24 protein-coding genes are annotated in these 24,181 nt (G+C 44.4%); 13 read left to right on the plus strand and 11 right to left on the minus strand.

Going from position 1 to position 24,181, the window contains the following annotated elements:
• Window positions 1-747 precede the first annotated feature (747 nt).
• The 5 genes from DWY79_RS02480 to DWY79_RS02500 form a co-directional block, all read right to left on the minus strand.
• Window positions 748-1,995 (minus strand): site-specific integrase, encoded by a 1,248-nt coding sequence (locus tag DWY79_RS02480; RefSeq protein ID WP_004330052.1) that lies wholly within the window; start codon window positions 1,993-1,995, stop codon window positions 748-750.
• Window positions 1,996-2,180: 185 nt separating this feature from the next.
• A complete protein-coding gene (locus DWY79_RS02485) occupies window positions 2,181-5,396 on the minus strand; it encodes a hypothetical protein (protein WP_122368785.1) in 3,216 nt (1,071 codons plus the stop codon).
• Between the two features lie 287 nt (window positions 5,397-5,683).
• Entirely contained in the window at window positions 5,684-6,076 is a 393-nt protein-coding gene (locus tag DWY79_RS22475) for a hypothetical protein (protein ID WP_147431799.1), read from the minus strand.
• Window positions 6,077-6,091: 15 nt separating this feature from the next.
• A complete protein-coding gene (locus DWY79_RS02495; RefSeq protein ID WP_122368787.1) occupies window positions 6,092-6,562 on the minus strand; it encodes a lysozyme in 471 nt (156 codons plus the stop codon).
• Window positions 6,563-6,664: 102 nt separating this feature from the next.
• Complete coding sequence (locus DWY79_RS02500) at window positions 6,665-6,898, minus strand: hypothetical protein (protein ID WP_140393983.1); 234 nt, start codon at window positions 6,896-6,898, stop codon at window positions 6,665-6,667.
• Window positions 6,899-7,045: 147 nt separating this feature from the next.
• Here DWY79_RS02500 and DWY79_RS02505 point away from each other — a divergent pair, with 147 nt between their 5' ends.
• Window positions 7,046-7,813 carry a S24 family peptidase gene (locus DWY79_RS02505; RefSeq protein ID WP_122368788.1) on the plus strand — a complete coding sequence of 256 codons (768 nt, stop codon included), beginning with the start codon at window positions 7,046-7,048 and terminating at the stop codon, window positions 7,811-7,813.
• On the opposite strand, the gene DWY79_RS02510 is transcribed toward DWY79_RS02505, so the two are convergent.
• The 3 genes from DWY79_RS02510 to DWY79_RS02520 form a co-directional block, all read right to left on the minus strand.
• Entirely contained in the window at window positions 7,800-8,609 is an 810-nt protein-coding gene (locus DWY79_RS02510; RefSeq protein ID WP_122368789.1) for a helix-turn-helix domain-containing protein, read from the minus strand. The genes DWY79_RS02505 and DWY79_RS02510 overlap by 14 nt on opposite strands.
• Before the next feature lie 117 nt (window positions 8,610-8,726).
• The gene (gene msrB, locus DWY79_RS02515) at window positions 8,727-9,809 is read right to left on the minus strand and encodes a peptide-methionine (R)-S-oxide reductase MsrB (protein ID WP_122144373.1); all 1,083 of its coding nucleotides are present in this window, start codon (window positions 9,807-9,809) and stop codon (window positions 8,727-8,729) included.
• A gap of 59 nt (window positions 9,810-9,868) precedes the next feature.
• Window positions 9,869-10,894 (minus strand): aldo/keto reductase, encoded by a 1,026-nt coding sequence (locus DWY79_RS02520; RefSeq protein ID WP_122368790.1) that lies wholly within the window; start codon window positions 10,892-10,894, stop codon window positions 9,869-9,871.
• Window positions 10,895-11,074: 180 nt separating this feature from the next.
• Between DWY79_RS02520 and DWY79_RS02525 the strand changes: the two genes are divergently transcribed.
• The 5 genes from DWY79_RS02525 (at window position 11,075) to DWY79_RS02545 (ending at window position 15,822) form a co-directional block, all read left to right on the plus strand.
• Window positions 11,075-12,109, plus strand: a complete 1,035-nt coding sequence (locus DWY79_RS02525) for an alpha/beta hydrolase (RefSeq protein WP_122368791.1) — start codon at window positions 11,075-11,077, stop codon at window positions 12,107-12,109.
• Between the two features lie 36 nt (window positions 12,110-12,145).
• A complete protein-coding gene (locus tag DWY79_RS02530; protein ID WP_122368792.1) occupies window positions 12,146-12,955 on the plus strand; it encodes an AraC family transcriptional regulator in 810 nt (269 codons plus the stop codon).
• A gap of 180 nt (window positions 12,956-13,135) precedes the next feature.
• Entirely contained in the window at window positions 13,136-13,588 is a 453-nt protein-coding gene (locus tag DWY79_RS02535) for a nuclear transport factor 2 family protein (RefSeq protein ID WP_034527285.1), read from the plus strand.
• Window positions 13,589-13,600: 12 nt separating this feature from the next.
• The gene (locus DWY79_RS02540; protein ID WP_122368793.1) at window positions 13,601-14,752 is read left to right on the plus strand and encodes a carboxymuconolactone decarboxylase family protein; all 1,152 of its coding nucleotides are present in this window, start codon (window positions 13,601-13,603) and stop codon (window positions 14,750-14,752) included.
• Between the two features lie 11 nt (window positions 14,753-14,763).
• Window positions 14,764-15,822: an alpha/beta fold hydrolase gene (locus tag DWY79_RS02545; RefSeq protein ID WP_122368891.1), complete on the plus strand. Its 1,059-nt coding sequence runs from the start codon at window positions 14,764-14,766 to the stop codon at window positions 15,820-15,822.
• A gap of 52 nt (window positions 15,823-15,874) precedes the next feature.
• Here the strand turns inward: DWY79_RS02545 and DWY79_RS02550 are convergent, their stop codons facing one another.
• The 3 genes from DWY79_RS02550 to ung are packed head-to-tail and all read right to left on the minus strand — an operon-like array spanning window position 15,875 to window position 17,579.
• Entirely contained in the window at window positions 15,875-16,186 is a 312-nt protein-coding gene (locus DWY79_RS02550) for an MGMT family protein (protein WP_005864435.1), read from the minus strand.
• Complete coding sequence (locus DWY79_RS02555; RefSeq protein ID WP_122368794.1) at window positions 16,176-16,889, minus strand: DUF169 domain-containing protein; 714 nt, start codon at window positions 16,887-16,889, stop codon at window positions 16,176-16,178. The genes DWY79_RS02550 and DWY79_RS02555 overlap by 11 nt, the downstream gene beginning before the upstream one ends.
• Window positions 16,890-16,916: 27 nt before the next feature.
• Window positions 16,917-17,579, minus strand: a complete 663-nt coding sequence (ung, locus tag DWY79_RS02560) for a uracil-DNA glycosylase (protein WP_036631024.1) — start codon at window positions 17,577-17,579, stop codon at window positions 16,917-16,919.
• A gap of 99 nt (window positions 17,580-17,678) precedes the next feature.
• Here ung and DWY79_RS02565 point away from each other — a divergent pair, with 99 nt between their 5' ends.
• From DWY79_RS02565 to DWY79_RS02605, 7 genes are all read left to right on the plus strand, one after another.
• The gene (locus DWY79_RS02565) at window positions 17,679-19,562 is read left to right on the plus strand and encodes an ABC-F family ATP-binding cassette domain-containing protein (protein ID WP_122368795.1); all 1,884 of its coding nucleotides are present in this window, start codon (window positions 17,679-17,681) and stop codon (window positions 19,560-19,562) included.
• A gap of 13 nt (window positions 19,563-19,575) precedes the next feature.
• Entirely contained in the window at window positions 19,576-20,751 is a 1,176-nt protein-coding gene (locus DWY79_RS02570; protein WP_008780086.1) for an MFS transporter, read from the plus strand.
• A 28-nt stretch (window positions 20,752-20,779) separates the two neighbouring features.
• Window positions 20,780-21,436, plus strand: a complete 657-nt coding sequence (locus tag DWY79_RS02575) for a hypothetical protein (protein WP_122368796.1) — start codon at window positions 20,780-20,782, stop codon at window positions 21,434-21,436.
• Window positions 21,437-21,446: 10 nt separating this feature from the next.
• A complete protein-coding gene (locus DWY79_RS02580; protein ID WP_122368797.1) occupies window positions 21,447-22,340 on the plus strand; it encodes an agmatine deiminase family protein in 894 nt (297 codons plus the stop codon).
• A 118-nt stretch (window positions 22,341-22,458) separates the two neighbouring features.
• Window positions 22,459-22,842, plus strand: a complete 384-nt coding sequence (locus tag DWY79_RS02585; protein ID WP_005854526.1) for a hypothetical protein — start codon at window positions 22,459-22,461, stop codon at window positions 22,840-22,842.
• Window positions 22,843-23,298: 456 nt separating this feature from the next.
• Window positions 23,299-23,682, plus strand: a complete 384-nt coding sequence (locus tag DWY79_RS02600; RefSeq protein WP_005854530.1) for a hypothetical protein — start codon at window positions 23,299-23,301, stop codon at window positions 23,680-23,682.
• Between the two features lie 74 nt (window positions 23,683-23,756).
• A complete protein-coding gene (locus DWY79_RS02605; RefSeq protein ID WP_005854532.1) occupies window positions 23,757-24,149 on the plus strand; it encodes a hypothetical protein in 393 nt (130 codons plus the stop codon).
• Window positions 24,150-24,181 lie beyond the last annotated feature (32 nt).

Here is a 24,181-nt window from a genome sequence, read left to right on the forward strand (position 1 = left end):
GGTCTCCGGCAAGGCTTGCCGTGAAAAAATACGCTCACGCGAAGCGTGAGGAAGATTTTTTCACGAGCAACCAGCCCGCAGGGCCGCCTTGCGGGACCGGCCTGAAAAACAACTATTTTTGCCGCAAGAAATGAGGATGACAGATTACTTCCTTCTATCTATTGTCTGTCCGGTGAGAATTTAGATTCCATGCAGCTTTTCTGTCTTCGGTATGTTTGGAGAAATATTCAAGGATATGAAATGAGAACGGCAATACGTGATGTTGCGGAAGGAATGGATATGGGATTGGAAACAGGAAGCGTGCCCGGGTTTTCATGCAGTTTATACGGCGGTGTTGATTTTGAGGAGGATTACAGGGAAGTGACAGGATGGTCGGCTGTCGGAAAAGAAGCAATACCGGCGGACGTGGATATGGGCAAAACCACCCGTACATGCAATGCAGAGGGAGCAGGAGAGCCTTCACCACAGCCGGAGCCCCTTTTCATGCCGTATCCCGACATGAAAAGGGGCTCCTGGACAATTCTTTTCCTTTTTCCTTGTCGCACATGCACTACGTCGGTCGCAGTTTTCGCCTTCTGAATCAATTTTCCCGTCCGTCACCCGCGCATTCGGAGCGTTTTTCCGGCAGAAAATTTCACCGTACGGAAATTTTCTGCCGGAAACCGGAGGGAAAACGCGCAGATCCGCGGGGACGGCGGAACTTTGATGAAGAAGGGGAAAAATCACTCGTCCCGTAAATGCCTTCCCTCAGATGGCATCGCATATCTCCTTCTCCATCTTTTCCAGCTTATGGGACAGGACTTCCATGTCGCTGCTGATCTTCTGGTTGGTTATCCGGGCATATATCTGGGTGGTTTTCAAATCCGTATGACCCAAAAGACGGCTTACGGTCTCGATGGGCACACCGTGCGAGAGCAGCACGGTGGTGGCGTTCGTATGCCGGGCAACATGGTAGGTCAGCCGTATCTTGAAACCGCACTGCCTACCAAGTTCCTTCAATATGACGTTGCATCTGCTGCTGCTCGGTACCGGAAATACATGATCGTCCTTGGACAGCCCCTTGTACTTCTCTATGATGCGCCTGGGAACGTCCAGCAGGCGGATGTTGGACTCGGTGTTCGTCTTCCGCCGGCGGGTGATGATCCAGAGGTTGCCGTCGAAGAAGGTCTGGAGCCGGTCAGTCGTCAGCGCCTTCACGTCTGCGTATGCCAGTCCGGTAAACACCGAGAAGATGAAGAGGTCACGTACCAGTTCGCAGGTCCCGCTTTTCACCGGGACCTCCATCAGCGTCTGTATCTCACGCTCCGTCAGGTAGCCCCGGTCAACGCTCTCGAAGGAGTTGATGTACCCGGCGAAGGGATTGAAGGGAAGTGCACCGCTGTTGCGGGCGATGGAGATGATGTGCTTGAGCCCGATCATGTAACCCCATACGGTATTGGTGCGGCATTTCTTCTCCGTACGCAGAAAATACTCGAAGTTGTTGATGAAGGTCAGGTTGAGTTCCTTCAGGGGGATGTCGTCACGTCGGTACACTTTCGGGACGAACTCGCACAGGTGCTTGTATATGGTACGGTAGCGGTTGTATGTCCCCTGTACGCGGCTGTGTCCCACTTTCTTGATGAACTCCTCGTTGTGCTGTTCGAAGAGTTTCAGCAAAGTCTCCCGTTTCACGCCCAGTCCGAGGTAGACATCCCTCAGCCTGGCAGCAGTGACATAGCCGTCGGACTGCATCAGTTCCTGGTAACGACGGTTCACGTCCACACGTATCCGGTCAACCGCCGCATTGATTTTCTGTGCCTCGACGCTCTTGCCGGTGGCACGTGCCGTTTTCACGTCCCAAAGTTTCGGGGGTACGTCCAGCTTGCAGCTGAACTGCTTGATTTCGCCGTCCACCGTAAGACGGCACATCAGGGGGAGATAGCCGTTGGCTCTCTCGCTGCCCTTCTTCACGTAGAAGAGGATTTTGAAAGTCGATCTGCTCATACTCGTTTTCATACTTTTTTGATTGTTACAAAGTTAATATCAAGCGAGTTGTCTCCAAGTATGAAAAATTGTGCAAATTACTGAAATATAACCTGTTGTACCGTTTCTTGTTCCTATTATATCAGTAACGATATGGGAACTGAAGTCTTTCGCAACTTTTATCGAACCTCCTTTTTCAGCTTATGCAGTATTATGAGCTAAACACCTAACTGATTAGTGGACTGCATTTTTGCTGTATTATCATTAACCTTGCCTTTTTCTTTTACGTTTATTACAGTTCTTTCCATTTCATTTTGATCATTGAAATATCTGGATTGAACAGTAAATTTAGATCCCCATCCCGCTGCATGCGTGCAATCTATCCATGTTCTTGGGTAATTAGTATAGGCAGAACGTCCACATTTTAATGACACTATAGCAGGTACATTCATAGCTGTAGCTGAATCAAATGTATCTGTCAGCTCCATTACAGAGTTGGAATAGTTGGGTGTAGTCTGTATTATGGCCTTACGAGTATTATCGGTAGCTCTTAGCGTTATCTGCCCGTTATTATGAATAGCCAAAGCTGCATTATACATGTAATGCTGCTTTGAGAACATTAGACCTTGACAATATACTAACCCTCCCAAGCCTACTCTGAAATTTGCATTATCCCTCCCCTCATAAGATGCACCAGCCCATATACGAACAGATCCTATATCAAGGTTTGAAACATTACCGAAAGAAGTTCCATCACTGGCGAAGCCACATTCTGGAGTATTGTTTTTATTCCTGCAGATGATGGAGTTACTTCCAGAAATTCGTCCATCCGATTCAACTTGAAAAGTTGGTTTCGTAGGTACACCTTTATCATTGCATCCTCCTCCCGACCATATACGGATTGTACCAGTGCCACATATTCCACCGGTTGGATTTCCTTCAGGACCTACGGCTACGGCTCCTGTCGTGATAAGCCCGCCATTGATCCTCGTCCTTGTATTATCATAGGAAGAGACAAGAACCCAAGAACTTCCATTCCATCTCTTGATATCTACTCCATTTACCCAAAGATCGTTTTCTTTCACTCCGAATATAGGACCACTAACACTTGTTTCATAAAATACTCGTGCTTTTCCATTCGCCGTAGTCTGGGCTGTACCAGCTGCCGCATTTGCGTTATTAGCAGCGTTACTTGCGGCTTCCGCCTCTGATAAAGCGTCATTGACACTTCGAACGATTCCTGATAGATCCGGCTTATCCTTTATATTGTCATATCCGGTCGTGCCTCCAAGGAACTTCATGTTTCCACATATCACACGGTCAACCAAGTCGATATACATGGAGCCGTCTGGAGATTTGATGAGTTTGGTTGTCATTCGTCCAGGTAAAATCTCTGTGTATCCATAGATGGTTTCCCAACTTCTTTTTCCATCGAATTCAGTGCCTAAGGTTCCTACTAGAAAATAATAATATCCATCTCCCGGCTCGATATGGGGATAAGCTTCTTTCGTCAAAAGATATGTTCCTTTTGAACTGTTTTTTGCACATTTGAGATATAGATAGAAGGGTGATTTATCATCACCCAAATAGGGGGATGTATAGCTTTCTATATCCCAAAACATATATTCTGATGCATTATGGGATGTGGAAATCGAATCGATCCCTAATGTCATATGCTGAATGATACCGACAGGGGCAATAAATACCTTAGTGGTATTATTGATTTCAAAATATGGTAAATACTCTATCGGATTAGTTTTGTTATTGACATATCTGTATTGTAATTGCTCTGACCCGATACGAGCTTGCATCGTTGATATTGTGATAGGATTGATGGAAGCACTGAATCCTTCTATTGCGTTTTCCAACATTTTACCGGTTTCTACCATGTCACGCCATCGGCGCATAGTAAGCGCTAGAGCTTCTTTATACTTTTTCTCATTCTTGATCTCTTCTGCTTCCAACTTGCCGATTTGATCTTGCAGAAAGCCAGAGACAGGGGTGTTACTCAATTCCAACTCGGGACTATGCGGTTTATTGATGTAATCCCGGACTCCCGTAATTCTGATCAATATGCCCTGCGGCTGAAACTGGGTGTCGGAGAAATCGACATATCCCCCGGGAACGAGCTTGGCTCCGATAGCCAGCCAGTTCTTCTTGGCCCAGATGCCGTCCAGGGACCCGGAGAAGGTGAATTGTTGCTCCTCGTGTTCATACAGGTAGCATACCGCTTCCTTGAGCATGTCCCAGCTTGCGCCTGTCTTGCTGGTGTTATCACAGATATAGGCGGCTGGGAGTGATATGTTGAAGACGGCATACTTGTCTCCGGCCTTTGGGTATAGGTCGCTATTCGGCAAAGAGTGTCCATCTTGATCGTTAGGAACGATCTCGAACTTACGGTCTTTATGGATGTATTTTACGTCGAACTCCCGTCCGGTGAGCCGTCCGGATTGGAATATGACCGTCATGTTCTGACCTTTGATCTGGTAGTTGGCGAAATCGAGGTCCGCAGGTATATCCGAGTCAAATATATTGTAGAATGTAAGGTCTTTCCCGTCGGAGTCCTTTCCCGGTAGCGTGTCCACCTTGGATATCATTCCTACCCTGCTCGGATAAATATGGTTGGCGTCGAAGCTGTCCTCGTTCCGTGAGGATAATGTCTTGTCTGCCCTAGTCACGTACATTCCGTCCGGATCGGTCTTGTAGGTTCTTCCCTCATATTCCAAAGTCTGTGACTTCGGGAGTAACAAGGTTTGGCTGCCATAGGAGGAGAAGTCTATATTCTTCTCTCCCCCCTGTACGTACAGAATCTCTACGGGTAGGTTGTCGCCAAGGTTTGTCCTTCCTACTCCGGGTACGAATCCATTCCCCTTTCCGTAACTAAGCGCTACGGGATTATCCTTGAACTTTTCCAGCTTTCCCAAGTGTATGGTCTTATTGACCACCTCGAACTCGGTATTGAACTCTTGCGCCAGTCGCCCGAGTACGGTCCAACAGTTCTCGTGATTGAATGATAGTAACTTCTCTGTCGCCTCGATGCAGTTCCCTACTGTCCATCCGGAGTCATACAGGTTTAGGTTTTCTACCAAAAGCTTGAGAAATAGTGCCGGTTTCGCCGTCATCGGGAACTTTAGCTTGTAAGGCTTCTCGGTCAACAGCTTGTATTTGTATTTTTTCAAGATTTCCTCATTGCCACCGAAAATGACTTTATAATCGAAGATCCGTGTCCCTTTTTTCTCGAAATTCTCGGGGTACCACAATGTGTACCGCTCACCTTGGAACTCTATATAAGAGCCCGTTGGGACTTCCACGTGTCCCGGAAGCGAGTAATGAAGTTCGATCTTCTTCGCTTGCATAATGGCCCGGTAGCGATAACTATCATCATTTACCGGAATGTCCAATAAGATTTTTCCTGTGTTGTTGTATATAATCATATTATTGTTTGTATTTAAAGAATAAAAGAAATAAAGCGATCAATGCTATTCCAGATAGAAATCCATAAAAGAAGCCATGGAAAGGATGGGCTGTTGTTTGGATTTCTGTTTGGGTGGATTGATGACGTAGCCTAAGGCTGTCTAACTGACGCTCATAAGCGTATACCAGTTCTTGTAAACTGTCGCAAGATGCTGTGGCTATGACCGTTCCTTTTTCATAAGCAAGTCTCAAGGACGCTTGTCCTGATTTCTGCTCAAATATGGCTCCGGTGGGTAAGTTCCGTAAGCTATCGATCGGAATCGATGCCTGGGCTATCGACATCGGGATGGTCGCGAGGGTAACGGATACCTTTTCGTTCCACGACAGGCTGTCGGTGGCGGCGGTAATTCCTACCCGTTTGGTACTCCCGCAACCTGTTGCGGACAGGGCAAGCAGAGTAATACCTGCAAGTCTCCAGCTTAAAAAGAATACTCTCAAGACTGGCCAGTTTTTCAAGTATATTCCTGTTTTCATCATATAATCTAAGTATTGTCTCATTATCTCGATTGGCCATGATGCGTGAGAGGTCATCCTTGTCCAACTGGCTCTTCCGGCGTGTTGCCTTAAAGTTTATGAGCCAGTTAACGAGGGCTGTCAGGCCTCCCGTGCCCAGCATGGCCAGTAGGGTGTCCCAGTTCATGACATTTGATTTAGTTTATGCGAAATATAGGTTAGCCTCGGCCCGACGACGTCGGATGAGTCCGGCAAGCAGCACGCCTTTTGCCTTATTCCAGCGGGCGAACTCATTCCGGATATTCGGGTTGGCGGGATTCGCTTTGACGCAGCGCAATAAAGTGGAACGTAAAAAGGCGGAAATGCCGACGTTGAAGACAAAGGATACCAAGGCGTCAAGTTGATTCTGGTTTATGCCGTCGCATTCCCGGATTACCAGTTCCTCGATAGGTATTAGGTCGTTAACAAGGAGGCGCTCTGCCTCAAGTTCATCTATCGTATCATGCGGACGGACCCCTGCTGTATGGCCATAGCCGATCGTCCATACTCCTGCGGGGCATCGATAAGCTTTTAAACGCAGACTTTCGAAATCCTTTATTAGCTTGATTCCCCGGATACTGATATGTTGATTTCCAGAGGTAGGCGAATACTGATTGTTTTCTTGTGTACTCATAGTTTTAAATTGTTTTTTATGTTTGTGACTGATTACGGAGGCAAAGTAACAGGCATAAAATGTACTCTCAAAATGAAGTTCTAAACGTGATAAGGATTGTTGTTATCGTTGAAAGTTTTCAATCTCTTCCGCCGCTTTCTTTATGCGTCCTTTCTTTAGCTCCTGCTTGGCTGGATAGGATAGATAGCGATTGAAAGTTGCGTACGAGATAAAGAAGCGAGGGTAGATTTCTGTCTTATAAACGTGTAGTTGGGTTATACCGTGACGTTTGCGTTCCAATACAAGATCTTGTATCTCCACCATTCGTAATAGTGTGTTTTTGTTTCTGTAAGACATAAGTTTGAATTTTTAGGTTTATACTATTTTGTGGTTATGAAGAAAATTATCTACCTTTAGGGCGATATTTTTAAGTCTTAACACAATGCAATATTAGTTGATAATTTTCAACTATACAAGAATGAAGGGAGATAATTTTATAATTCTATGGAAACGATTTTACAAAGAATAGAGAAAATAGCTCTAAATGAGGGGATAAAAATCACTTCGTTTGAGAAGAAAATTGGAGCAAGTAAGGGAGTATTATCCCGTGCTATTAACAATGGCACGGATATACAGTCGAAGTGGCTTCAATCAATTGTTGATAATTTCCCCCAATATTCGGCGGCTTGGTTGCTTACGGGTGAAGGAGATATGCTGAAAGGGGAGAGCGTTTACGACGATATCGTGCGTATTCCCATGGTGGATATCTCGGTAGCGGCGGGAGCTGGTTATTGCAATAAGGATTATGTAGAGGAGTTGGAGATGATTTCTCTACCCCGTTCGATGGTGAGTCATGGGCATTCTTTTATTTGTGTCCGGGTGAAAGGACATAGTATGGCGCCTTCGATTCTAGATGGTGGTTATTTGATTATACATAAGTTAGAAAGGTCAGAGTGGGTGAATATCCGTGATGGTTATGTATATGTAGTAAGTGACAATGAGGGACGCGCTTTTGTCAAGCGTCTCAAAAACCGTCTTCGGGAGAATGGTTTCGTGGTTTGTATGTCTGATAATGCGGATAAACAGAACTACCCTAATTTTAATCTAATGGAAGAGGAACTGAATACGATATGGTATGCGGAATGGTACTTTAGCGCAAAAATACCGAATATCCAAGATTCTTACTATCATAAACAAGCGGAACTGGAAGATCGCTTTGATGATCTCTCTGCTCAAGTTAGGCATTTGACTTCTTTAATCAAATATAAGTAAGCGGTTCATCCGCAGGATTTGGTAAAGTCAGGAAGTAGGAAGGAACGTCTCCCGCTAAACGCTTGAATTCTTTGATAAAGTGGGAATGGTCATAGTAGCCGCAATCTAAGGCGATGCTGCTTAAGTCCGTGTGTGGGGCGTTCCTCAGTACTTCTATGGCATATTGGAATTTTATGATCCGGCTGAATTCTTTGGGAGTATATCCGGTGGCATCCTTGAACTTACGTTGGAAATGCCGCTGGCAAATGCAAATCTTGTCGATCAAGTTTTGTACGGGTAGCTGTCCGCGGGACTGTTTTATAAATGAGGTGGCGTATATAATTTGTCTGTCTACTTGAATGGATTGGGTGAGAAGGCGTATAAGATAGCCTTCGATAATGCGGATACGGACGGAATCGTCCGGCTGTTCGCAAAGCATCTCGGCAAAGGAATTATCGAATAAAAGGTTAATATCTGAAGACTGGATGCGAAGATCGGCAAACTGTCCCAAAGGCTCATTCGTGAAAGCTGCCAATCCACAGGGGTGAAAACGAACCCCCAGCATGTGCAGGGTATTTGTCGTGGCAGTCAGATCCGAATAAACCCGCATAGGACCGACGAAATAGGAACGATAAGGTTGCATGATCATCGAATGCTCGTCCGTAGGGACGGTCATGTTACCGATTGAGAAGATAAAGTCGGTGCATCCGTCCGCAAGGATCTTAAAACATGTCCCGATGTCGGTAAAGCCTTTGAACACCCAGAACTTGTCGATAAAGGGCGCTAAGGCTGCGCAGGGGGTAAATTCGTGATACATAGTGCTTCTTTCGCTTGTTTTATACGGCGAAGATACTATATAAAAAATCATAGTTATGAAATTTTCAAAACATAGTTATGAGTTGAACAAATCATAACTATGTTTTTTTATTTGTTTTTATAGGAGTGGGAGATAGTCGGCATATCCCTCTTCTTCCATCTTTGCTTTAGGGATAAATCTTAATGATGCGCTGTTGATGCAGTATCGTAACCCACCTTTGTCGGCTGGGCCATCATTAAAAACGTGCCCTAGATGTGCATCTCCTGTTTTGCTGCGTATCTCAATCCGTTTCATTCCGTGGGAGAGATCCGTTTTTTCCATCACCAAGCTCTTGTCTATCGGCTTGGAGAAACTAGGCCATCCGCAACCCGAATCAAACTTATCGGTAGAGATGAACAAAGGTTCCCCGGTCGTGATATCTACGTAGATGCCTTCACGCTTTTCATTCCAATATTCATTCTTGAAAGCTCTTTCCGTAGCGTTTTGCTGTGTTACCGCATATTGCTCGGCGGTGAGTTTAGAGCGCAATGTCTGATCATCCGGTTTCTGGAATTTCTTTTGCGATACAGGCTTGTTCGAGGCTTTCCCCTTATTAGCCTTTCGGGCGAAATCGAATAGATCCGGGCTTATGTGGCAATAACCGTCCGGGTGTTTATCTAAATAATCCTGATGATAGTCTTCTGCCGGATAGAAATTACTTAATGGCTGAATCTCTACGACGATGGGCTTGGAATAATTCTTGGCCAATGCCTCCACGGTCTCTTTGATGATCGGCAGATCGTCCGTATTCGTATAATAGATGCCGGTACGATACTGTGATCCGATATCGTTGCCTTGCCGGTTGATACTTGTCGGATCTATCGTCTTGAAGAATAGTTCGATCAATAACTTCAAATCGGCTTGTCGCGGATCGTAGCTAACTTCCACTGTCTCGGCGAATCCGGTATTATCGTTACATACTTGTTCGTAGGTTGGATTTTTGATGCTTGTTTTACCGTTGGCATAACCCACTTGGGTACTAGTAACACCATTGATTTGTTTCATGAAATGTTCTGTTCCCCAGAAACATCCTCCGGCGAAATAGATTTTACTTTGTGCATTCATTTTAGTTGTTTTAGATAGTTGATCACTCATTTTTGTTTGTGCGATTACTAAACCGCTTGCCAATAGCAAAACGATTGTCAAAATTACATGTTTCATCTTATATATTTGTAGTTATATAACCTAAATAATAAGAAAATGGTTTCAACTAAAAGTGGTCATGCCTTCATGCGGAGGATTGGCTGTTGTTTGATCTTTGTTCCACCAAACACCTCGCTCATATCCATATGGTCAAGAGCCGTGTCTATCTGATTGATCTCGGCGGTATTTATCTTTATATCCACAGCCCCCGCATTCTCTTTTAGCCGGCAGAGATGACGAGTTCCGGGAATAGGAACGATCCACGGCTTTTTTTGTAGCATCCAAGCTAGGGATATTTGTGCGGGAGTAGCATGATGCTCATCGGCCAGATGGTTTATGAGATCTAGAAGAGGCTTGTTCTTCTCGAAACTTTCTTTTTTGAATTGCGGCATAGTTGCCCGGTAATCATTTTGAGGGTTGAATACGCTTTTGACATCATAGCAAGCGGAAAGTAAACCGTTTGCCAATGGCGAGAAAGCAACGAAGCCAATGCCTAATTCCTCTAGAGAGGGGAAAAGGTTTTCATGCCAACGTGCCATCATGGAATAACGATTTTGTATGGCGGTTATAGGACAGACCTTATGCGCACGGCGAATATAGTCCTCGCCCGCCTCTGATATACCCCAATGCAATACTTTGCCTTCCTTGATCAAGTAGGCAATCGTGTCAGCTACCTCTTCCGGTTCTACTTGGGGATCTATGCGATGCTGATAGTAAAGGTCAAGATGGTCTGTCTTAAGTCTGGCTAAAGAGCCTTCCACTGCTAAACGAATCGACTTCGGTTTAGAATTCGGGATAAGGGGATAAGGGCCACATTCGCTAGACTTATCAAAAGTGAGTCCAAACTTAGTAGCGATCACGATTTTATCACGAAATGGCTTTAAGGCATCGCCTAAAAGCTCCTCATTGTCATGAGGATTCGTGTTTGTACCATATACTTCGGCCGTATCGAAGAAGGTATATCCCATATCAACGGCGAGGGCAAATAATTCCGTCATCTCTTTTCTGTCGGCAGGTGCGCCATAAGCATGGCTCATACCCATGCAACCCAATCCTATAGCTGAGACCCTAAGTCCGCTTAATCCCAAAACTCTGTATTCCATATTTATTTATATTTTATCTGAGCGCAAAGTTGGGAAGAAGTATCTCCACCGGTGTAACAACAATTGCGGATATAAATACAATTATTTCGGTTTTCTGTAAAAATGGTGATACAATCCGTAATCTGTATTCATTCTGTATGATTGGGTAAATGTATCTTAGCGGTCAAAAAATAATAGAATATGAAGAGTAAAATTATTGTAGCTTTATTAATTATGAACATGGTAATAAGTGCTTCCGCACAAAATCAGAATCAGTATGGATTGGTATATCGCGATGCGATAAGTGAAAATGTGGTTGGAAAAGTAAATATACATCCTGTCTCGTATGAGGTTGGAGGTATAGGGGTAGTGGCGAATATCTATACTCCTGCGAATTATGATTCCTCAAAAGAGTATGTAGCTATTGTTGTTGCTCATCCTAATGGGGGCGTGAAAGAACAAGTTGCGGGTCTCTATGCGCAACGGCTGGCAGAGCTTGGATATATAACTATCGCTGCCGATGCGCGTTATCAAGGAGCAAGTGGTGGTGAGCCTCGGAATACAGATCGTCCGGCCAACCGGATAGAAGATATTCATGGTATGGTGGATTTCATATCTCAATATCCGGGTGTAGATGCCAGTCGTATAGGTGCGCTTGGTATTTGTGGCGGTGGAGGTTACACGCTTGGGGCTGTACAGGGCGATAAACGGATAAAGGCGGTCGCTACACTCAGCATGTTTAATTCGGGGCGTGTACGTCGTAATGGTTTTCAGGATTCCCAGATAAATACCATACAACAACGTTTAACCCAAGCGGCTGAGGCTAGAAATGAAGAGGCCAAAGGCAAAGTTCTATACACGGGTGAGATGAATATCTCCGATGAGGAGGCGGCGAAACTACCGTTTGCCCTATATCGTGATGGTTATGAGTATTACTTTAAAACCCATGCTCATCCGAATTCGACATTTCGCTATACCATGAGCAGTTTATTGGATCTTATGACTTGGGATGCTACGGATCATATCGACTTGATCGACCAGCCTTTGCTATTGATCGCCGGAAGTGATGCCGATACAAAATATATGTCTGACGAAGCTTTTGAAAAGGCTACCGGAACAAAAGATAAAGAGATGTATCTTATTCCAGGAGCGGAGCATATCAAAACTTATTTTGTCCCGGAATATGTGAATCTAGCGGTAAATAAAATGAAAGATTTCTTCGGGATCAAATTGTAATTTGATTAAATTTGTACGATCTAAAATGGGGGTATCATGAAATATGACAAAGATAGTGTTATTATCTCTGATAGTCTGAATGGACTTGGGACAGATATTTATAAAGAGTATCTGTCTCATGCCTTGTGTTTGGGTGGAGCATGTAAATTCGAGTTCAATGGAAATCCATTCGAGTTACGTGAAGGGGATTGTATGATTGTGCGTAAAGGAAAACTGGTTGAGAAGATCACCCCATCTGCGGATTTTAAGGTTAAAGTCATTTATGTCACTCCCCAATTCATTGAGCTTTGTACTCCCCAGAATAATTATGGAATGAAAGGCCAGTTATCTTTGTTCCTGAATCCTGTGATGCGTCTGGATCGCGAGCAACAGGATATCTGTAAGAAAGATTTCGAGAATATAGAGTATAGGTTTAACAATGAAAACCATAATTTTTATCGTGACATAATGATTAATGTGATCCAGACAATGATTCTGGATTTCTTCGATTTTCACTCACATATTTATGGGGAGGAGAAGATCTCGGCTCAATATGCCTCCATTATGAGTAAGTTCCTGCAAATGCTGGAAGATGGGGTTTATCGCCAGCATAGAGACGTTACATACTATGCCTCGGAATTATGCGTGACGCCGAAGTATTTATCGGAAGTGACGAAAAAGGTGAGTGGCTATGCGGCAAATTATTGGATTAACCGTTATACGATATTGGATATATCACGGCTTTTGCGTGATAAGTCATTATCTTTCGTTTATATTTCCGATTTGTTTGGTTTCTCTTCTCCCTCTTATTTCAGCCGTTATGTGCAGCATAATTTAGGTATAAAGTCCTCAGATTATAGGGAGTGACCTTGTAAGCTAGCTTCACTCCTTTCCTTTTCGGTAAAATTTGTAGTTGACACCGACTTTTTTGTATTGTCTCAAAACTCCTTTGGTCGTAACTTCGCAACGAAGAATAGGTATAAATAGATGATGGAAAACTATTTATATATAATGTATAATCAAATTAATAAAGCCATGCAAAAAATTATGAGATCATTATTTATCGCGACATTGTTGTTGGTATCGATGGGAATGGGTGCCTATGCGCAGGAAACAAAAAAGACATTTACTCCGGAACAGCAGGAGATGATAGATTTGTCTAATGCGAAATGGAAATGGATGTCAGAAAAAGATGTGGATAAGCTCGACGCCCTCTTCCACGAGAACTCTATGTTTGTACATATGGGTGGTTCGTGGGGTAAGCAGCCGGAGCTTGATGTGATCCGTACGGGAAACATACATTACAAGCATGCGGAGATACATGATGTAGATGTTAAATTCGCCGGTTGCGCCGGAATCGTATATAGCCGTATTCATCTTAATTCGGTAGTTGGTGGTAGGGAGGTCAGGTTCCCTTTCATCGTGACTGAGACGTACGTGAAGGAAGACGGACAATGGAAACTTGCTACCTTAGCATTTACTCGTACGGTAGGAGAATAATGATAAATACATATGAATATGAGACAGAACTTTCTAATCCGGCTTTTCTGCCTATGTTTGTTCCCGGTTTTCACCATGGCGCAAAATATGGATAATTTCAGACAACCGTACCCCTTGGGTACTAAGTTGCCGGAAGCGTCCGCGAAGAACTTCATTGGTCAGGCGTATATCGCTCCGATTACGGTTAATAGGGAGCTGAATGTCCCAATGTCTAATGTCACTTTTGAGCCTCGTTGCCGGAATAATTGGCATTATCATAAAGGGGGGCAGATACTTGTCGCGTCAGCAGGCATAGGCTACTATCAGGAAAAGGGGAAACCGGCCAGAAGATTGTATCCGGGGGATATCGTGGAAATTGCGCCTGACGTGATTCACTGGCATGGGGCGGCTCCGGATAGCTGGTTTGCTCACGTTGCCGTAAGTTGCAATCCTCAAACGAATGAGGCGGTGTGGCTCAGTCCGGTGGGAGAGAAGGAATATCAAGAAGCGACAAGCCAAGCGGAGAATGTGTATGCCGAAGCAAACCGGGTATTGGAAGCCAGGGAACAAGCCATTGTCTCTATCGCGGCGTACACGGGCAAGGGAGACTTGGCGCATCTGAGACAGGCGCTTGTGAAAGGACTTGAATCCGGTATGACCGTTAATGAAGTAAACGAAGTACTAATACATGCCTATGCTTATTGTGGATTTCCTCGCAGCTTAAGAGCCATACAGACATTTATGCAAGTCATTGAAGAGAGAAAAAACATGGGAATTAAAGATGTAGAGGGTCGTGAAGCCTCTGCTATCGAGGACGGTGGGAGTCGATATGAGCGGGGACGGGATATTCTGGCGGAAATATCGGGTACGTCTGCTTCTGTCCCTAAAACCGGATATGCGGTATTTGCCCCGACGATCGAACGTTTCCTCAAGGAACATCTGTTCGCGGACCTTTTTGAGCGCGACTTATTGACATATAGGGAGCGTGAATTGGCGACCGTGTCTGTATTGGCAGGCGTTGGCGGTGTTGAACCTATGGCTTACGGCCATATGTCAATTTGCTTGCATCTGGGTATTACGCCAGAGCAACTTACGGCTTTGCTAAATATCGTAGAGATAAACCTAGGGAAAAAGAGTTCAGATCCATTACGTGATGTGCTCGGACAATTAACGGATAAAAAATGAATCAGAAGAATATGAAGAAGATTTTATTATTAGCATTATTAATACCCGTGTTTGGAATGGCAGATGCCCAGGATTTGGTGATCGCTAAACAAGGACATTTCTCCGTAGGAGGACAAACCATACAGCGTCCGGGTACGTATGACAACAGTAAGTTTGTCGGTTGGGCTACCCAAGTCGAGACCGGGCAGAGCTATCGTGCGGATCATGCTTTCGTAGATTTCCAAGTTCCGGCCCATGCGAAAAAATTGCCTTTGGTTTATGTTCATGGTTATGGTGGCTCTGGGATATGTTGGCAAATGACACCCGATGGGCGGGATGGTTTCGCTACTCTCATGTTATGCCGGGGATATAGCAGTTACGTGATGGATCTTCCCGGTCGTGGCCGTGCCGGAAGGACATCTGCTACGACTACGGTCAAGCCGCTGGCCGATGAGATGTTCTGGTTTGACATCTGGCGTATCGGGATTTGGCCGGAATATAACAAAGGTGTGCAGTTTCCGTCTGATTCAGCCTATCTATCGCAGTTTTTCCGGGAGATGACGCCCGATATCAGTGATCACAAACAAGATGTACCGGCAATCAATGCCTTGACGGAAAAAATAGGGGACAATATCCTTGTAACACATTCGGCGGGAGGTTTCCCGGGATGGATGGCCGCTATACAAAATCCGAATGTCAAGGCTGTCGTTTCATATGAGCCGGGTGGCTATGTGTTTCCCGAGGGGGAGGTGCCCGATCCGATCGCCGGACTTACCGGTGGGGCGACTGGAGTAGCTATTCCTATGGAACAGTTCTTGCGACTTACCCGGATTCCAATCGTAATGTATTTCGGTGATTATATTCCGGAGACTCCATCAGAGAATCTTGGTGGCGAGAATTGGCGTGTACGTCTGCAAATGGGACGTAAATTCGTGGAGGCCATAAATAGGCATGGGGGAAACGCGACCTTAGTTGAGTTGCCCAAGATCGGTATTTATGGTAATACCCATTTCTTGATGCAGGATTTGAATAATGGCCAACTAGCGGATCTGCTGGGCGAATGGTTGGAAAAGAATGATCTTGGCAAATAGCATTGGGAATGGTTCTTTTAAGAACTTGCTGATTTTACATTTTGTTATCGGATTAGATAATCGGTAATATATCCTCCCAAATATGTTTCTTCAAGTCAACGCAGCCATTCTTCTTGAAGGTAATGCCTTCTTTCTCCAATAATCCCCGTTGTTCCGCCCAGTTGGGAGCTAATCTGCCTTGGCTGTTTACCACCCGGTGGCAAGGCAGGTTCAGTTCTTTCGGGACGTTGAACATTGCCTGCCCTACCATACGGGAACATTGTGGCCTTCGGGCGAGCTTGGCTAGCTGCCCGTAGGTAACCACACATCCTTCCGGTATCTCTCTGACGATGTTATAAACTTCCGTATAAAAATCAGCCTTCATTGATTCTGGTTTTTATTTTCGCCCATGCGTGTGTTTCGTATAGGGAGGAGTTACGCATTATCTGATACATCGTCTTGAAACGTGACATCGGGATCGTGAGACTTAATAAGTTGCTTTCCACATATGGTCGGACCGAGGGATCGAAGAAACCAAGGAACGTGCGGTGACCTCCTTGTCTATTTTCGTTGACAGTGAGCGTGATGGTGGAGCTGCAACCGGAACCAAATGGTGTGGAGACGGCATCCGGATTATTGTTGTCGAAAAAGGTCCAAGTAATTAACCCTGACAAGATATCCGGAGTTGCGAGGAACAAAAGCCCCTCTACCTTTTCAAACGAGGTTAATCGATCGATCCTTGCGAAATGGAGGTATGGGAGGGAGGACCTTTGTACGTTCATGCCTTTTATACCCTCGACTACCATTTCCGGAGTTTGCTTATATCTCTCTTTTAAAGAGACAAAATTGGGGACATGCTCTGGCATAGGGGTGAATCCTGTATAAAACTTTCCACCTCCGCAGCCAACGCTATCTCCGTTCATACTGATAATCTCGCCTTGCCTGATAGCGGGAAGGGCCTTGAATAAACAGCCTTGTGTCTGCTTTAATTCTCCAAGCAGAGAATCGGAATACCAGAAAGCGATCGGCAATTCCGCCTTTAGAGAAAATGCCTCGTAATAATTGTTGATGAAAGTTTGAATATCCATATGCGATTGATTTAGGTTGATTTATACTTACCAATCGATTTCCGGGATGCCTTTACCCCGTAGGAAATCATTAGCCTTACTGAAATGCTTACAACCGAAGAAACCATATTCGGCGGAGCGGGGAGATGGATGTACGGTCGTTAGGACCAAATGCTGGCTCGTATCGATAAGGGAAATCTTGGCTTTAGCGTAACTGCCCCATAACATGAATACTAGATTTTCCCGTTCGTCGCTTAATTTCTTGATAACGGCGTCCGTGAATGTTTCCCATCCCATGTTCCGGTGCGAACCTGTTTGGTGGGCACGTACCGTGAGGACGGAATTCATCGGAAATACGCCTTGGCTTACCCAACGATCCAAATTCCCGGAGGAAGGGATCGGTTTCCCAAGATCATCGTGGATCTCTTTGAATATATTCATCAAGGAGCCGGGAATCGCCACGCCATCGGGTACCGAGAAACAGACCCCGTAGTATTGCCCCGGATTAGGATAGGGGTCTTGTCCCAAGATAACGACTTTAACCTTCTCGAACGGGCATGCGTTAAATATATGGAATATCTGAGGCCCGGGAGGAAGTACGTGCGCTTGCTTATATTCGTTTTTGACAAATGTCACCAATTGCTCGAAATAAGGCTTGTCGAATTCCTCTTGCAGACGTTTTCTCCAACTTTCATCTATTCTAACATTCATGGTGTTTTTCTTATTCTTCCACCAAAGGTACGGAGAAAAGCTTAAAATTCGAGGATTTTGTGTAAGTTTGCCTTCCGATTTGAATTTAAATAAGAAAACATGATAAGTTACCTTCAGATAGATAAGCTGACCAAGAGCTTCGGTGATTTGGTTCTTTTCGAGGATATAACGTTCGGAGTCGCGCAAGGACAGAAGATCGGGTTGATCGCTAAAAACGGGACGGGTAAGACTACCTTATTGAATATTATCGGTGGTAAGGAGGATTACGACTCGGGTGAGGTGGTTTTCCGGAAAGACCTGCGGGTCGGGTATTTGGAGCAATCACCTTCCTACCCGGAAGAACTGACCGTGCTACAGGCTTGCTTCCACTCGGAGAACGAGACTGTCCGGTTGATCGCCGAGTACGAGGAGGCGATGGCGAAAGAGGATCATTCGAATCTGGAGGACATCCTTACCCGTATGGATAGCTTCAAGGCGTGGGATTATGAGCAAAAGGCGAAACAAATCCTCGGGCAGTTGAAGATTCATAACTTCAATCAGAAGATCGGGGAATTGTCCGGAGGACAGTTGAAACGGGTTGCCTTGGCGAATGTCTTGATCACGGACCCTGAATTGATTATCTTGGATGAGCCGACGAACCATTTGGATCTGGAGATGACCGAATGGCTGGAAGATTATCTGAGCCGGGCCAATATCAGTATCTTGATGGTGACGCACGACCGTTACTTCTTGGATCGTGTTTGTAGTGAGATCATCGAGATCGATAATAAGCAAATCTATTCGTATAAAGGTAATTATAGCTATTATCTGGAGAAACGCCAAGAACGTGTCGAGGCGATGAACGCCGACGTGGAGCGTGCGAAAAATCTTCTCCGTACGGAACTGGATTGGATGCGCCGCCAGCCGCAGGCACGGGGCACGAAAGCGAAGTACCGTATCGATGCCTTTTATGAGCTGGAAAAGAAAGCGAAGCAACAACGGGATACCGGAAAGGTGAACTTGGACGTGAAGGCTTCTTACATTGGTTCGAAGATTTTCGAGGCGGTGAATGTAAGCAAACGTTTCGGTGATTTGAAGATTACGGAGGATTTCAACTATATTTTCGCCCGTTACGAGAAGATGGGTATTGTCGGGAATAACGGTACGGGCAAATCTACCTTTATCAAGATGCTGATGGGGGAGGTGGCTCCCGATAGCGGCCATTTCGATGTCGGCGAGACCGTTCGTTTCGGTTATTACAGTCAAGATGGCTTGAAGTTCGATGAGCAAATGAAAGTGATCGACGTGGTGCAGGCGATCGCCGAATACGTGGATTTGGGTAACGGACAGAAGATGGGTGTCTCCCAGTTCCTGAACTATTTCCTGTTCACGCCGGAGAAACAGCATAGTTACGTTTATAAATTGAGCGGTGGCGAGAAGCGTCGTCTGTATTTATGTACGGTATTGATGCGTAGCCCGAACTTCTTGGTGCTCGATGAGCCAACTAATGATCTGGATATCGTAACCTTGAATGTATTGGAAGAATACCTTCGTAACTTCAAGGGGTGCGCTATCGTCGTTTCCCACGACCGTTACTTTATGGATAAGGTGGTAGATCACCTGCTGGTTTTCCGGGGTAACGCCGATATCAAGGATTTTCCCGGCAACTATACGCAGTATCGGGATTGGAAAGACGTGCAAGACCAACTGGAAAAAGAGGCGGAGGCTGCTTTGCAAGCGAGACAAAACCCGGCTCCGGAGAAACCGTCTCGTCCTGTCAATGAGCAAAAGAAAAAACTCACTTTCAAGGAGCGGAAAGAGTTCGAGGCCCTAGAGGAGGAGATACCGGCTTTGGAGGCAGAGAAAGCGGAGTTGGAGACCGCTATGAGCAGTGGTACTTTGTCTACGGACGAGCTCATGGCTAAATCTCAACGGATCACCCAAGTCATGGAAGAGATCGATGAGAAAACGATGCGCTGGCTGGAGTTGAGCGAGCTGGCATAAGTAATAAAGAGGAATGAGCGAGACTAAACCTGTACTTTGGAACCGGAATTTCGTCCAATGTTGTATCTCTTACTTCTTGATGAATTTCGCCTTTTATATGTTGATGCCTACTATGCCGGTCTATCTGGTGGAAGAGTTGGGCATCAGCACGTCCGAGGTGGGGATGGTCTTGTCTAGCTATACGATCGGCTTGCTGTGCGTGCGCCCGTTCTCGGGATATCTGGTAGATTGTTTCTCCCGCAAACCGTTATATGTATTCGCCTTCACGATATTCGCCTGTCTGTTCGCCGGTTATTGGTTTGCGATGACGGTCTATACGATCATGGCGGTTCGTTTCATCCAAGGCGGGTTCATGGGACTGACCTCTGTTTCCGGCAATACGATTACGATAGACGTAATCCCTTCCAAGCGAAGGGGAGAAGGCATGGGCTTTTACGGATTGACGATCAATCTCGCCATGTCTTTGGCTCCTTTGGTGGCGGTCGGGCTGTACGATCGGCATGGTTTCTTCTGGATCATAGGGGTCGCTTTGGTGATCGCATTGGTCGGGATCGGCTCCGTCGGGCTGATCCGTTATCCGAAACGGGAGAAAGTGCCTCGTCCGGCCTTCTCGTTGGATCGTTTTATCTTGGTAAAAGCGCTTCCTGCGGCCTTGGCCTATTTGCTGGTCGCTATACCTTATGGGATGTTGCTCTCGTTCGTGGTATTATATGGTAAAGAGATCGAGGTGCCGGACCCCGGCTACTTCTTTATATTTATGGCGATCGGTGTAGGGACGGCCCGTTTGATTTCCGGACGGTTAGTGGACCATGGCAAGATCCATGTCGTGTCCATCGTATCCTTGGTCTCTTTAGCGATCTCGTTTTCCGTGTTCGCTACCGTACATACATCGTTTGTCTTTTTCGCTTGCGCCTTGGCGATCGGTATCGGTTTTGGCGTGAGTGTACCGGCTTTTCAATGTCTTTTCGTGAATGTCGCTCCGCACCATATGCGCGGTACGGCTACCTCCACCTACTTGACCTCTTTCGATTTCGGGATGGGGATCGGGATGTTATCCGCCGGCTTTATCGCTACCCGTGCCAATCTGGCTACCGCCTACGGAGTCGGGGCGGTTTGTTGCCTTCTTTCCTTATTCGTCTATATCCGCTTGGTAAAAGCCTCGTACGAGAGGAATAAGCTGATTTCTTGATCTAAATGTGGAACTTAAATCATAAAATATGGATAAAATTAATAGTCTATTTACAATTGGGAATGTCAATGAGGATAATGCTCAAAAAATATTTGCGGATATTGCAACTGAATTATTCGAGCATTGCTTTATCAAACAAGGCGAAGCCGTAAAGTACAAATTCCTTGAAGTTGAATTTTACTTTTGGAGTGAAGCCCATGAAGATAACAAGCTTGATAATGAGGGAAAAAAAGAAGTGCCTTTTGTCTACCCACGTAATAATACTCAGCCTGCGCAATACTTGGTACATGCTAGCGGTATGGATCTTTGCTTCAAATCCGATAATGGCTATGGTGGCATATTGATTCGTTCATTGTTACGAATAGAAGGTAAAGAGCAGTCGGTAGTAACTGGTCCTTGGGATTGCTGTTATGCACTCATAAACTATATGGGAGGTTCAGAAAATGTGTTTCCGAAATTGACTTATGGAGAAGAAAAAGATACTCAGGTCGAGTTGGAAACAGCAATACGGCATAATGTTCCTGTGGGAAGTTCTATGAAGAATGCACCATATTGTTTTTACAACAAAAAATATATGCACAAAAGTGGAAAGTGGGGCTTTGAAGATGCTGAACTGAAACGATATAATCCCAGCACGAGGAAATCAGTTGCAAATACTTATTCGATAAAACCTTGGAATAGATAACTCTTACGATATGGTACTGTCAGAGAATCAAAAGAATAAAGTATATTTCTCCAATCTGTTAGCCTTGAACTATCCGTCAATATGGAAGGAGATATGTAATGTCCTATCAATCTATGGTTATTCGGCAGGCAGATTGACCTATACCAAAGATTATTGGTGTAGAGACTTCATGCCGATTCAAGTTGGAAGCAATGAGTTCGTGCAGTTCCAATATGATCCGGATTATTTGACTGATTTAAGGAAGTATAAAACGAATCCGAATGATACGGTAAAGCATATCACTGATTTTACTCCTAAGATCTCAAAGTCAAAGTTGCTTGTTGATGGAGGGAATATAGTTGTATGTAATAATATCAACGAAGAGACTTGGGTCGTAATGACTGAAAAGGTTCTTATAGAGAATCCTGATTTCTCAAAGGCGGAAATTACTTCTATGTTGGAAAAAGATTTGGGTGCAAAAATAGTATGGCTACCATGGGATACTAGCGATGAATGCGGACACACAGATGGAATTGTTAATTTTATTAATGGGTTATCGTCCAAACCTTCTATCATGGCATATTTTTCTCTTTATCCTAAGAATATCGCTAAAGAAATGAGAAAACTCTTGAATGATGTATTTGATACTCATGAATTGATTTTCACGCATGATGAAAAGAATAACTGGGCCTATGTTAATTTGCTTCGCACAAAAGATTTCATCATAGTACCCGGATTAGGAACAGATTCTGACAATGAAGCCATGGGGCAGATAGAGAGGTTATATCCCGATTATAAAGGACGAATCCATCAAATCATTATTGCACCTATTGTTGAAGAATATGGAGGGGCTTTCAATTGTTTGACTTGGACTGTAAATACAGAAGATATTGATTCATACATTTCGATTCCCGGTTTCGTCTAAACCTACGGCGTACTTCGTCGATTCTTCCTTTTCTAGCGGGAAACCTCACCCTATATTTGTATCAAAGATCACAGAGAAATAGGTTTTTAAGGTTTAACAAATGAAAGGAATAGGTAGTATGAAACGTTTAGTAATGGCTATGTCAGCCTTGTTGGTAAGTGTGACAATGAGTTTCGCGCAGGAATCGAGCTTACATAAAGAACCGTTTGTAGTCAATGTGGGCCAATTGGTAAGCTATCTGGAATTACGTCCCAGCCAGATTAATGAGGTAGGGATGATCAACGATTATTTTAGGGAAAAGCAAAGCGAGGGCTTGAGGGGAAGCCATAAAATGCGGGATAAACGGATGCGGCAAGCCGTATTTGGCAACTTAAAGTTGATGAAAAAGGCGTTAAGCACCGATCAATATCGGAAATACGTGGCTTTGATCAACGTAACGAACAATAATAACCGGATGATGAGCGGGCTTTCCTTCCCCGATGTTTATCTAGCCGATAAATAAGTAAAGGATAGATGTAAAGTATCAAGCTATTGCATAAAAAGTATCTTGTGACTGTATCTATTCTATAAACCACGTCGTGGTCTGTATAGATCATGTCGTGGTTTTTATAGACCACGCTGTGGTTTGTATAATCCACGACGGAGATTATAGAATAGATACGGTATCGTATAAGAATACAGCTAGGCTTGTATAAGAATATATCTAGGCTTTTGTTTGTTTATAAACGGTGTCTATGATGAAATAGATAGTGTTTATCGTAATATGTGTTACAAAATGATTGCTATATGCCTTGATATATATCAATAACGTCAATTGTTTGCAAAAATTAACCGTATTGAAGAACAATGTTATAAAACATACTGTTATATTTGCAGTAACAAAAAGAGAAAGATAGAAGATGCGGAAACGCCGCATTTATTAGTTAAGGTCTTAGTTTAGGTTTAAATTTTAGGTATTATGAGACGTTTAGGTATGATGGTAGTCGCTTTAATGATGGTAGCGACAATGAGCTTCGCTCAAAAGGTTAGTGATTCAAAGAGTATGAGTTTCGATAAGCTAAGCAGATATTTGCAGCTTGACGCAAACCAGATCGCTGAGGTGTCAGAGATTAATACTTACTTCGAGAATCAATTAGGTCAACCCCTGTCTGCGGAAGCGCTTTGCAATAACGCAAGACCGGAAGAAACTCGCAACGCATTGTTGTGTAATTTGAAACTGATGAAACGTGCATTGACTAAAGATCAATATCGTAAATATGTAGCGTTGATTAATGTGACTCGCGCTAATCAGGAAGATAAGGTTTCTAATCCGCTTTTGGACAGCTATTTGGCTGAGAAGTAATTAAGCCAATGTGATTGGGCTATGTGTTTTTAAGGTTTTTGTTTAGGTTTAACAATTTAAGGTTTTTAGGTATTATGAAACGTTTTGGAATGGCAGTCGCAGCCTTATTGATGTGTGCGACAATGAGCTTCGCTCAGAAACCGAGTTTGAGTAGAGAACCGTTTGTGGTAAGTACAGAGAAGTTAGCGAACTATTTGCAATTGACTCCGAGCCAGTTGGACGAGGTAGCTAACATCAACGAATATTTCATCGAGATGCAGAATGCGAGCGTAAAAGCTAGCGCTAAATTGCAGGATAAGAAAATGTATCAAGCGGTTTACGGTAACTTGAAGTTGATGAAGAAGGCTTTGAGCCCGGATCAATATCGTAAGTATGTTACTTTATTGAACATCACGAACAATAACAACCGTACGCTGGGTGTTAATACGTTCCCGGAAGTGTACTTAGCGGATAACGCAAGTAAGTAATTTATACTATATAAGAGTGTGTCCCCCACTAT

This window comes from Parabacteroides sp. AF27-14 (assembly GCF_003635425.1).
Classification (GTDB): Bacteria; Bacteroidota; Bacteroidia; order Bacteroidales; family Tannerellaceae; genus Parabacteroides; species Parabacteroides distasonis.